The 11,815-nt window shown below is 47.3% G+C and carries 12 protein-coding genes; 6 read left to right on the top strand and 6 right to left on the bottom strand.

The annotated features are described in order from the left end of the window. Nucleotides 1–75: 75 nt before the first annotated feature. The 6 genes from glf to GS398_RS15445 are packed head-to-tail and all read left to right on the top strand — an operon-like array spanning nt 76 to nt 6,944. Nucleotides 76–1,203, top strand: a complete 1,128-nt coding sequence (gene glf / locus GS398_RS15470) for a UDP-galactopyranose mutase (RefSeq protein ID WP_160907679.1) — start codon at nt 76–78, stop codon at nt 1,201–1,203. A 31-nt stretch (nt 1,204–1,234) separates the two neighbouring features. After that, nucleotides 1,235–2,275, top strand: coding sequence for a glycosyltransferase (locus GS398_RS15465; RefSeq protein WP_160907678.1), 1,041 nt, complete (start codon nt 1,235–1,237; stop codon nt 2,273–2,275). After that, complete coding sequence (locus GS398_RS15460; RefSeq protein WP_160907677.1) at nt 2,253–3,464, top strand: glycosyltransferase family 4 protein; 1,212 nt, start codon at nt 2,253–2,255, stop codon at nt 3,462–3,464. The genes GS398_RS15465 and GS398_RS15460 overlap by 23 nt, the downstream gene beginning before the upstream one ends. Before the next feature lie 18 nt (nt 3,465–3,482). Next, on the top strand, nt 3,483–4,739 hold the full coding sequence (locus tag GS398_RS15455; protein WP_160907676.1) for an oligosaccharide repeat unit polymerase: 1,257 nt from the start codon (nt 3,483–3,485) through the stop codon (nt 4,737–4,739). After that, entirely contained in the window at nt 4,736–5,854 is a 1,119-nt protein-coding gene (locus tag GS398_RS15450; RefSeq protein ID WP_160907675.1) for a glycosyltransferase family 4 protein, read from the top strand. The genes GS398_RS15455 and GS398_RS15450 overlap by 4 nt, the downstream gene beginning before the upstream one ends. After that, on the top strand, nt 5,847–6,944 hold the full coding sequence (locus GS398_RS15445; protein ID WP_160907674.1) for a glycosyltransferase: 1,098 nt from the start codon (nt 5,847–5,849) through the stop codon (nt 6,942–6,944). Before GS398_RS15450 ends, GS398_RS15445 begins: the two co-directional genes overlap by 8 nt. Before the next feature lie 15 nt (nt 6,945–6,959). Here GS398_RS15445 and GS398_RS15440 read toward each other — a convergent pair whose 3' ends face one another. The 6 genes from GS398_RS15440 to GS398_RS15415 are packed head-to-tail and all read right to left on the bottom strand — an operon-like array spanning nt 6,960 to nt 11,811. After that, nucleotides 6,960–7,922 (bottom strand): glycosyltransferase, encoded by a 963-nt coding sequence (locus GS398_RS15440; protein WP_160907673.1) that lies wholly within the window; start codon nt 7,920–7,922, stop codon nt 6,960–6,962. 11 nt (nt 7,923–7,933) lie between these two features. Beyond that, the gene (locus GS398_RS15435) at nt 7,934–8,614 is read right to left on the bottom strand and encodes an SDR family NAD(P)-dependent oxidoreductase (RefSeq protein ID WP_160907672.1); all 681 of its coding nucleotides are present in this window, start codon (nt 8,612–8,614) and stop codon (nt 7,934–7,936) included. A 9-nt stretch (nt 8,615–8,623) separates the two neighbouring features. Continuing rightward, a complete protein-coding gene (locus GS398_RS15430; protein WP_202406086.1) occupies nt 8,624–9,613 on the bottom strand; it encodes a beta-ketoacyl-ACP synthase III in 990 nt (329 codons plus the stop codon). Continuing rightward, a complete protein-coding gene (locus GS398_RS15425) occupies nt 9,610–10,155 on the bottom strand; it encodes a GNAT family N-acetyltransferase (RefSeq protein ID WP_160907671.1) in 546 nt (181 codons plus the stop codon). The genes GS398_RS15430 and GS398_RS15425 overlap by 4 nt, the downstream gene beginning before the upstream one ends. Further along, on the bottom strand, nt 10,142–11,122 hold the full coding sequence (locus tag GS398_RS15420; protein WP_160907670.1) for a hypothetical protein: 981 nt from the start codon (nt 11,120–11,122) through the stop codon (nt 10,142–10,144). Before GS398_RS15420 ends, GS398_RS15425 begins: the two co-directional genes overlap by 14 nt. After that, a complete protein-coding gene (locus GS398_RS15415; protein WP_202406085.1) occupies nt 11,119–11,811 on the bottom strand; it encodes a WbqC family protein in 693 nt (230 codons plus the stop codon). Before GS398_RS15415 ends, GS398_RS15420 begins: the two co-directional genes overlap by 4 nt. Nucleotides 11,812–11,815 lie beyond the last annotated feature (4 nt).

Below are 11,815 nucleotides of genomic sequence, written 5' to 3'. Positions count from 1 at the left end.
TGAGTGCGCACAGGTGATGAACAACCATTACCATTCAAGCCCGGCAGCAAATCGTCCCCCCATTATTTAAAATTGATGAAAAGTAAAAATGAATATGACTACCTGATAGTTGGTAGTGGCTTGTTTGGAGCGGTTTTTTCTCATGAAATGAAAAAAAAAGGGAAAAGATGCCTTGTGATCGATAAGCGCGATCATGCCGGCGGTAATGTCCATTGCGAAAATATAGAAGGGATTAACGTCCATAAATATGGCGCACATATTTTCCATACCAACGATAAAAAGCTATGGGATTATGTGAACTCCTTTGTTCGGTTTAACAGGTTTGTTAACAGCCCGGTGGCTATACACCAGGGTCAATTGTATAACCTGCCGTTTAATATGAATACCTTTTATAAGTTATGGAAGGTAAAAACCCCGGAAGAGGCAAAGGCAAAAATCCAATCGCAGATTGAGCACCTGGATATCGGCGAACCCGCTAACCTCGAAGAACAGGCGTTATTGCTGGTCGGTACCGACATTTATGAGAAGCTGATAAAAGGCTATACGGAAAAGCAATGGGGCAGGCCGGCGAAAGAACTGCCTGCTTTTATCATCAAGCGTCTTCCGGTGAGGTTTACTTTCGACAATAACTATTTTAACGATAAGTACCAGGGCATTCCCATGGGTGGCTATAACAAGCTGACTGACGGATTGCTTGAAGGTACCGAAGTACGCCTGAACGTCGATTATTTCGATGACCGCGAACACTTGAATTCTCTTGCTGACCGGGTAGTTTTCACGGGCAAAATTGACCAGTACTTCGATTACCGATTCGGTAAACTGGAATACAGGAGCCTCAGGTTTCACCACGAGCTTCATGGAAAAGAGAATTACCAGGGTAATGCCATCGTTAACTACACAGACCGCGAAATACCTTACACCCGGATCATCGAGCACAAACATTTTGAATTTGGCACACAACCGCAAACGGTAATTACCAAAGAATATCCACAGGAATGGTCCGGCAGCAGCGAGCCCTATTACCCTATTAACGACGTTAAGAACACCGACATTTTCAAGAAGTACCGGGACCTGGCGGCGGCAGAGCATGGGGTGATTTTCGGCGGCCGGCTGGCTGAATATAAATACTATGATATGCACCAGGTGATCGCTTCGGCCTTGAAAAAGGCCGCGGAAACCGCCAACCAGATGGCGTCCGCTTAACCTACCATTGCCGTTTAAGAATAACGATGTGATGAAGTATCAATTTTGTATCCGCTTTAAGGATATCGACGTAAATTCGGCGGCCTCTAAAGCCGTACTGGACTGTAACCGGATATTTTCTGAGTGCGGCTACCAGGACTACACATTAACCGTTAACGATAATTCCGGCAAACTCAAATATTACCTCTTCCTGCTCAGGCAGCTTTCCGTATTCTTTTTCTCGATCAAAAGAAAATCTATCGTAAGTATCCAATATCCCCTGTTAAGTATTAACGCGGTATTTAAGTACTTTATAAAAGCAACCAGGCTGAAAAGGGTAAGGTTCTTTTGTATCGTTCATGACCTTGAATCGCTCAGATCAGGCGGAACCGACGATAAGCTGATAGCTGAAGAGGTCCGGAATCTCAATTGCTACGACACCCTTATCGTACATAACGAACATATGATCAACTGGTTAACCGTTCACGGAGTAACCGTAAAGATGATATCGTTGAAACTGTTCGATTACTTGTCGGCCGATTTCATAAGTAACGGACGTGCCGACGCCGCCGGAAGCATTGTATTCGCCGGTAACCTCGCCAAAAGCCGGTTTATTTATTCGTTACCGCAAGTGAAGAATAAACAGTTCGATTTGTATGGCCCGGGTTTCCTGCCGGATGGCAGCCAAGTCAATAAAAACCTCGCCTGGAAGGGCCTGTACGGTCCGGAACAAATTCAAAAGGAACTAATGGGAAGTTTCGGATTAATATGGGACGGAACGCACATAGACAGGTGTGACGAGATACTGGGGAACTACCTGCTGTATAATAACCCCCATAAATGCTCTCTTTACATTGCGGCAGGCTTACCGGTCATTGCGCCAAAAAGTTCTGCGATAGGATCATTTATCAAAAGGGAGGACATCGGCGTGCTGGTTGATTCGTTACATGAGCTCGAATCCTTAACCATAGACGATGACCGGTATCACACCATGAAACGAAACGTGCTGAGAATCAGATCAAAAGTGATCACCGGCGGTTTTTTCAGCGATGCATTAAAATCAATCGAGAATGACTACGCCTTACCCGGTTAACGAAAAGCCACGCATTTTATATGTCTTCGGCGGCGAAAAAGCACAGGGGGCCGAAATTGTGATAGAACGATTAATGGATGAAAATGCGGAGAATGCGGACACCCATTTATTTATATCACCCGGAACTTTTGCCGCCAACCTGGTCAATTCTGGCAAACCCTACCACATTACCCTGGTAAACAGTTTAAAGAAGCTGAACCGCCCGGGAACTAGCAAAATCCAGTTTTATGCTAAAGCGATCGGTAATTATTTCCGGATCTCCTTACAGGCGTTCAGGTATATCAGGAAAAATGGGATCCAACAAGTGCATGCTAACACGTTGGTACCCGCTTCATACCTGGCCCCGGCGGTAATTTATTGTCGCCTTTTTCTCCCCCGGATCAGCTGGTACTGGAGCGATCACGACCTAGGTTACCATTCCTCGGTAGACCGGGCGCTTTCCCAAGTTTGTGCCAGGTTATATGATCGTACGCTGGTTGTATCTGCGGCGGTGAAACGAAAATACACGGCTAATGATAAAGTACAAATTCTCTACAATGGGCTCGACCCGGAAATGTTCAAATGCGATGAAGCAGCACGGGTTGCGTTTCGGAACACCCTGGGAGTAGACGACGGCAAAGTACTGATCGGCATTGCGGCCAGCATCAACCCGGACAAAGGACAGCTTGCATTAATACGTGCATTTAACCGGCTGGACCCCGCGCTGCCGGCATCGGCGTTGCTTATCGCGGGAGACTATGCCGTTGCTACACCATCCTACAGCTCGGAAGTAAAACAAGCCATTAACCGTACAGACGGCGTTCGGCATCTTGGTTTTTCGGACGATATCGTGGGCTTTTATAACGGATGCGACATCATTATCAATAACAGTAACCGCGAAAGAAGCGAATCACTGGGCACTTCGATATATGAAGCCATGGCCTGCGAAAAGATCGTGATCGCCGCCAATACCGGCGGAAACCCCGAGATCATTACCGATAAGCTGGACGGGTTCCTGTTCGAGACGGAGAGCGAAGACGACCTGCTTGAAAAATTAAGCTTTTGTATTGCTAATCATGTACAGTTATCGCCTGTGAAGGTTGCCGCGAGGCGGAAGGTTTTAGAAAAATTCAACGTCCATGAGATGGCTGACAAATACCGCGAGCTGTCTCGGGCGCTCAATGCAGAAAGACAGCGAAAAACGGCCTGACCAATTAATACCTATACTTTGAATAGTTTTTTAATTTGTATTACACTGCTCATATTCGCGTTAAGCGGATATATCGTATGGCCAAGCCGCTATAATGTAATGCAGCACCTGGCTGTCGGCGGCAGCTTTGTATCCATTATTGTGCCAGCCCTCATCCTCGGGATACAGGATAAATACCCGGCCAGCATCGTCAATCTTTATACACTTATCCTTACCGTTGGCGCTACCGCCTATGTAATTGGCTTAATCGCAGGTTTCCTGGTGGGAAGGGGCGTTAAAACCAGTTTCTCATTTGATGTAATGGACAATGCGCTTTACGAGCAGCGCGTGATCAGGATCACCGGCCGCTTAATGGTTGCCGGGATCATGGGACTGATTATCAGCTACATCGTGATGGGGTACGTGCCCATGTTCGCTGAAGACCCGATTTCGGCAAAGTTGTTTAGGGGACAATACCAGGCACCCTATATCAGGATCGCTTTTCTTTACCGGACCTCCTTTTTCATCCTCGCTCCTATCATGCCGATAAGCTGTATCATTTGGTACAAATACCGGAGTACGTTCTTCTTTTTTGCGATATTAACGTCGCTGGCGTTAATGGCGGCATCGCTCGCCCGCAGCGGCGCCTTTATGGGCATAGTAGTGGCCATCGCCATTGTAATGTCGTTTAAAAGCAGGCTGCATTTCACCATACTGATGATAGTACTGGTTGGCGTATTTGTATTAAGCTCGTTTTTCTATTACCTGGTAGGTGTGCGGAGCTTCGACGGCGAAAAGAACATTTGGGAGATCATTACGGCGGGTACTCCCGACATCCCCGATCATCTTGACTTTCTAACCTTTTTTTCTGAGAACCCCGTGTGGACCTATGGCAGGACCATGTACGGCGGTTTGGTGCCAGGGCATTATAAATGGAACCCGGCCGTTTATACGCTTATTATGGTCAACCCAGGTAAAGATATCAACGAGATCGGCTCCGGGGGGCTTCGTCTTCCCCTGCCTATCTGGGGATATGTGTCATTCGGTTATCCGGGTGTGATCGCTTTTTGTGTGCTCACCGGTTTCCTCGGCGGGTATTTCCTGCGTATCCTGAAGGACATGTTTGCCCGCTACAGCTCTATCCTGGTCAGAACGGTAGCGACTATCGCGTTTGGCTCGGTGGTGGGCATCCTCGTAAACTTTGCCCAGCTAAGCATGTATGCCTTACCCGCAGCGTTAGTCAGCCTGCTTTATTTATACAGGTTTAAATGGGAGCACCAACCCCAATCCTTATGAACACCACTTCATTTCCTGTTACCGGCAAAACAAAAACAAAGGTCTTCATAAACGGGAGATTCCTCAATCATGCCATTACAGGCGTACAGCGGAGCGCCTATGAACTGGTTAAGGCGCTGGATTCCCTGATAGACCAGGGAATAATCAGCAATAACGATTTCTCGTTTATCCTGATCTACCCGGGGATAATCGTAAGCCCGATCAGCCTGAAACATATAATCGTTCAGAAAAAAGGATGGCTAAAAGGCAACTTATGGGAGCAGCTTGAGCTACCTTTATATACGGCAGGTAAGCTGCTGGTTAGCCTATGCTCGGCATCTCCGCTGCTAAAGAGAAAGCAGATCGTATTGATCCATGACGCTTCGTGCCTGGTTAATCCCGGCTTCTTTTCATTTGGATTCAGGGCATGGTACAACGTTATGATCCCCGTGCTGGGCAAAATCTCCAGGCAGATCGTCACCGTTTCAGAGTTTTCTAAAAGCGAGCTCACCAGGTATGCAGGTATCAGGAAACAAAAAATCCAGGTTATTTATAACAGTGCGGAGCACATACTCCGGTTCGGCGACGTTTCCGATAAATTCAGGGAAAAAATTGCCGCCTTAAAGCCTTACTGTCTTGCGGTAAGCAATTTAGGCGCGAACAAGAACTTCGCCGGGTTAAATAAGGCCATCGGCAAAATCGACGCTTTAGATTTTCATATGCTGATCGCAGGCGGAGCCCTGGGCGGTCTGAAAGCCTCCGCTACCGATCATAGCCACGTTACGTACCTGGGTTATATGAGTGATGCAGAAATAAAACACCTGTACGCCAATGCCTCCTTATTCATTTTTCCGTCTTTTTACGAAGGTTTCGGGATCCCTCCCCTGGAAGCTATGATCATGGGCTGCCCCGTAATCGCCTCAGCAACCTCGTCCATGCCGGAAATACTAGGCGATAACTGCGAATATATCGATCCGGCCAACCCGGCTGATATGGCGGAGAAGATCTTTACCACGATGCACGACGCAGCCAAAAGAGCGCAGTTAAAAAGTAAAGGATACCAGCGGGCGGCGTTGTTCAATTGGGAGAAAAGCGCGGCCCGGCTATATGAACTAATCAGGAAATGCGATGACTAGGAAGAAGATCCTCCATATTACACAGGCAACGGGAGGCGTAAAGACCTATACCGCTCACATATTAGCTTATGCCGATCCGCATGCTTTTGAATTTGTCGTTATTGCGCCGCAGGATGGATCTTTCCAGCAATTTTGCGCGGAACGCGCGATAACCTATTACCCGCTTAATTTAGAACGGGACACGAACGTATTCACTAATTTATCGCTGTTAGCACGGATCGTGGGGATCATAAAAAAAGAAAAACCGGATATTATTCATACACATAGTGCAAAAGGCGGATTCCTGGGCCGGCTGGCTGCGAGATTTACTTCTTCGAAGGTAATTTATACGCCCCATGCTTTTTCATATCTCCCTTTTTCGGGCATTAAAAGAACGATATTTTTCTTACTGGAGCTTTCCGTTAAAAAATACACGACCATGCTCCTGGCCATATCCTATTCCGAAGCTAACCGCGCCATTTATGAGCTAGGGTATAAAAAAGAGAATGTCCGCATCATTCTAAATGCCATCCCGCCGGCAGCCGGGAACCTGGTGCGAAGCTATAGCAGCTGCACCGAGATCAGGATGATCGGCCGGCTCACTCACCAAAAGAACCACTTCCTTTTCCTGGAGATCGCCAGCTTTTTATCAAAAAAATATGCCTGGCTTCGTTTTGCCATCCTGGGTGCGGGTATTCATGATCACCAGGAAAAGGATATCCGCGAATACTTAAGGGAACACAAACTGGAAGACAGGGTACGGATAGAAGCCTGGGGCGACCCGCTTACCAGCAAACGTTTTTTAACGGAGACAGACATATTTGTAACCACCTCCGTATTCGAGGGCTTGCCGTTTTCGTTGTTAGAAGCGATGGCGTCAGGCATCCCCTGCGTGGTATCGAAGGTCGACGGCAATACTGATGTTATCCAGAACAACGAGAATGGCTTCGCCTGTTTAAGCAGGGAGGAATTCTGTACAAAGATCGAACTGCTGATCCATGATTGCGAACTGAGAGAAACCATCGGTCAGGCAGGGTACCAGTATGTTAAGACGGTGCATAACCTTGAGACGAACCTGAAGCAGCTGGAAGCGATCTACTACGAAATGTAGCCCGTTTATAAATAACTACAAGCGCCGGCCGAAGCTCTGTCCGGTTAAATAATACAGGTTCTTCCTGAGAATGGTTTTCAGCGGGTAGAAGATGTTCTCCGAATGTGCATTTTTCAAAGCGAATTCATACGCTTTTTCAATATTTACTTTATCCGGATCACTCTTCTTGATCTCGAAACAAAGCGCCTGGTACGCACGGTCTGACGCCAGTTTTTTGAGCGCCCGCGAGTATAGTTTAAATTGCGGGTAAGTTAATAGCCGCTCAAATATTTTTAGAAAAACCATATTTTTCTTCTCCAGCGTTTGCGACGAAAAGGTACCGCCGCTATGTACCCGGTAAACGGCAGTTATCTCTTTTAACCGGATCGCATAGCCTTTCAACAACAGGAATGCGCATAACGAAACGTCGCCTGTCGGAAAATCATTCGGATTATAGGGTAAAACAGGGTAGATGTTTCTAAACATCAGCGTGCAGGTAACGATATTAAAGGTGACTAATATATCGAGTATGGTATAGATCCGGCGGGGCCTAAAACTAAAGGACCAATGCATGTTATATTTCTGCCGGCTTTCATCGAATTCCGCAACCTGTGTGAAGCAGATAGTGGCATTCAAATCCGCCTCCAATGCATCTACCTGCATCTGCAGCTTATTTTCATCATCCCAGTAATCGTCGCCCTCCAGGCAAGCGATGTATTTACCTGTTAACAGCGGGTAACAAAATTCATAGGCATTGCGGTATGCCCCTACGTTCTTTTGATGATAAACAGGTTTAAAAATATCCGGGTAATCACGCTCGAATTCCCTGATCACATCCTGGGTGCCGTCGGTAGAGCAATCATCGCCTATAATTACTTCCAGCGCAAAATCAGTTTTTTGCATTACGATACTCTCAAGCGCCTTCCTGATGAACTTCGCATGATTATACGTTACCATCCATACGGATACCATCGGTTTTACCTGGCCAGTTTTTGACATGATAGTTGGTATTAAAATAAGCCCCCGTTCAGGTCTATCGACGAGCCGTTCAGGTAAGACGTCCTGATCATATAATCGACGGTCGAAAGTATATCGACAGGATCGCCCAAGCGGTTTGCGGGAATTTTTTCAATGATCTGCGACAATTTATCCTGGGGGACCTGTTCTATCATCCCGATATTGAAATACCCGAGATTTATATTATTTATAGTGATATTCTTCATACCGTTCTCTACGGCAAGCGACTTACTCAATCCCGATAAAGCGGCCTTAGACGCCGCATAGGCGCTGGTCCCCATCACTCCCTGGAGTGCGACTACCGACGAAAAATTCACGATCCGTCCGTAATTTTCTTCCCGCATAAATGGCAGCACGCCGCTTATCACGTTAAACAGGCCTACCAGGTTGGTGTCTATTACCTCTTTCCATTTCGTGATATCTGCCTTGTGTGCAAATGCACTGTATGCAATGCCGGCCGCGTTAATCACCCTGATATTCTTCAGGCGGTCCTTGTGCCCGGCAAAAAAGGCGGTCACTTCCGCGGGATGTGTAATATCTACCTTATAATAGCAGCCGTTATGCTGATCTGGCAGCGTGTTATTGTAGAATCCGATCACTTCTTCCCCCTGGCCCAGGTAATGCTGCAGCAGGAACTTTCCTATTCCCCTCGATGCGCCGGTGATAATATACATAGTGTTACTTTAAATCCATTTTAATAAGGCAGCGCCCCAGGTCCAGCCCGAACCTACCGCCGCAAATAAGATCAGGTCGCCGGGAGCGATCTTGCCCGCCCGGTAAGTTTCGTCGAGCACGATCGGTATGGTGCCTCCTGAAGTGTTGGCATACCGGTGGAGGTTGACCATTACTTTTTCAAAAGGCAAATCCAGTTTCCCGGCGGTTTTCTTCAGGATGTTGATATTAGGCTGATGAGGTACCAGCATACGGATGTCTTTTATGGAGAAACCGGTATCATTAAGTACCTCATTGATGGCTTTTGGAAGAACGTCAACGGCGGTATTGAACACTTCCTGGCCGTTCATCTGGAAGTAACGTCGTCCCTCATCAAGGTTTTGCTGGCTCATCGGATACTCGGAACCGCCACCGGGGATCGTAAAGTTATCCTTTCCCCGGCCGTCTGAATATAACCGGAAGCTTAGGATGCCGTTATCGTGATCATTTTTTGAAAGCACTATTGCACCGGCACCGTCTCCGAAGAATATACAATCCCGCCTCGTCCAGTCGGTGATCTTTGAAAAGGTATCGGCCCCGATCACCAAAACATGGCGATAAATCCCGTTGGAGATGAATTGCGCCGCCGTTGAGTAAGCGAACAGAAACCCGGAACAGACGGCGGCCAGGTCGAACGCCACTGCGTTGTAAGCACCGATCTTATCCTGTACGATACACGCTGTCGATGGCGCCAGCCTGTCGGGAGTGGACGTGGCCACGATGATCAGGTCGATATCCATCGCCGTTAAAGAGGCCGATTCGAGGGCGTTTAACGCAGCCCGGGCGGCCAGGTCGCTTGTTACCTCGCTGGTTACCACTCTTCGCTCCTGTACCCCAATATTCTTCACGATCCATGCATCGTTAGTTGAAGCATTTTTTTCGAGATCTTTATTCGTTAAAATAGTTTCAGGCAGGTATGAGCCGGTGCCGGAGATCTTTACGTTGGTAATTTGTTGTTTCATAACGAAAATTTACTCCTGATCTCTTCATATTCGCTTGAGATCACGCTCAGCAGCCATTGGTTGTTGTGTGCGCCATTTTTATAGACCGTTTTTCTCATCAACCCTTCCTGCCGGTAACCTACTTTCAGCATCATGTTTAGTGCGGCTTGATGATTTTCCAGGCATTCGGCCTTACAACGCACCATTCGCAGTTCTTCGAAAACATATTTCAGCACTTTTAACGCTACTTCCGTACCAACGCCTCTGCCGGCCTGGCCGGGATCAACTTTAATTCCGCTCCAAAAACAAGTCCCGTTCCGGTAATCGATCTCCGATATAGACGTGTAGCCTATTATATCGTCTGAGGAGCCCGGCGTGATGGCAAAATAAATCATGTGCTGGTGGTCTTTCATAATGAGATCTTCTACCCATTTCAGGTCACGCTCGTAAGATACCGGGCGTATAACACCGCCTATCATTCGTTCTACATCTTCCTGCTGGCGTAAGTTGTTTATAAACCACGCATCCTCCATCCGTAACGGTCGAAACTTAATTTGATTCATATAGGCAATTGTTTAAAATATACTGTTGAACGGGTTCGAGATCGGCGGCGGTATAGCGATGATCTACCGGCACCGGGAGCAGGTTTGAGGCAATTTTTCGCTCGGTATCAAATACATCCCCTGTTTGCCGGCTTAAGCAATCGGCCCAGAGTACCGGTATATAGAAGTTATTTTCCCAAAGCGTCTTTTTATCTATTTGCCTTCCGAGGAGATAGGGATAAAATGACGATACTGCGGTTAAGTCGATCGGAAGCAGGTTGGTGGCGCCAAAATGCTGATGCAGATAATTAAAGTTCTTTCTGCGGGTTTCTATTGCCGCTACGAAATCTACCGACGACAATAATCCTTCGGTAAGGGTGGACATCCTGCCTACCCCGATGCCGCAGAGTAGCTCATTCTCCTTGAAAAACTGGTAGCCCGTACGGGTGTCGCCTTTCAACCTTGCAACGAGGTGACCTGTTACATAGTTTGTATTTACCGGAAGACGTGCAAACGCTTCATCCAACTCGTATCCCCGGGGCACATACAGATCGGAACCGTCCGGTACGCCGAAAAATTTCCTGGTTGAGTTGAAAAACCATGCTTTGCCGTTACCCTTAAGAAAATAGGATTGCGTACAATCAACGATCAGCCTGTCGCCGTAGATGCCTGACAGCACCTCGGCATACGCTCTTTTGATGTCGTAGTAATTGATATAGATGATCAGCTCACCGGGCTGTAATACCGGCAAAGAGGTAATTTCAAGGTCGCCGTTTATGTGATAAAATGTATACGGGATGCCGGCGGCGATGAGCGGCTCCAGCAGCGCATCGCAGGTATAATAAGGCACATATACATTTACCGGTCGCAGGATCCCCAATACGAACGCCAATGATGCCCGGCCGCTTTTAAGCCTGTAGGGAGTGGTATGATAGCGGTTTCCGGTTTTGCCCAGCTCCAGTTCAAAATAACCGCCTATTTCTTTCATCCTGTTGTGATTTGGAAATCATCCAGCATAATGTTAATATCCTCTTTGCTGTTAAACATCATCACATCGATGATGGAAAGCCCCGGCTCGAACGTTTTACGCCGCTGTGAATAGTCGTTTAAGTTGATGTTGAGGAATTTTAAGTCGATCGCCGCCGCTTTAAACTTTTCGCTGTCAAAAAGCCCGGCGCCACCGGGCGGGTTCACGTAACCTGATGCACCAAACGCTTTGGAAATCTGCAGCGCCCAATCGCCGGCATCGTTCACCTCGCCTATCCTGAGGTTCATACGGCTAAAGACCTGGTAGTTGAAGCTGATCCCGAGATACCTGCAGGTGTGCTCGAGGATATGCGCATTTAAACTGGTGATATCGTTCGTATCTATGTCGAAGCATTGTTTCACTAACGCCATCACCGGCTCGAAATAAGGTGATTTTTTATAATGTGCAAGCTGCCTGGTAATCCTGTCGCGCCAATCTTCTTCCCTTATTTTCACATCGCGGATAAGGATATCGCGACCATGTTTCTCCAGCGGTACGCTAATGTATTGCCACCCTTCGGCAGGTTTTAAGACCCTGTTCCTTTCTATCCACCCATGTCGTATATATTGTACGGAGTCAAAAATGATCCACGCATCGGTATGCTTTATCAGGCTATAATATCCCAGGTAAGGAAAAAAATAGGGTTGCATGATA

The organism is Hufsiella ginkgonis (genome assembly GCF_009834915.1).
GTDB lineage: Bacteria > Bacteroidota > Bacteroidia > Sphingobacteriales > Sphingobacteriaceae > Hufsiella > Hufsiella ginkgonis.
This window is presented reverse-complemented; position numbering and strand designations above follow the sequence as displayed.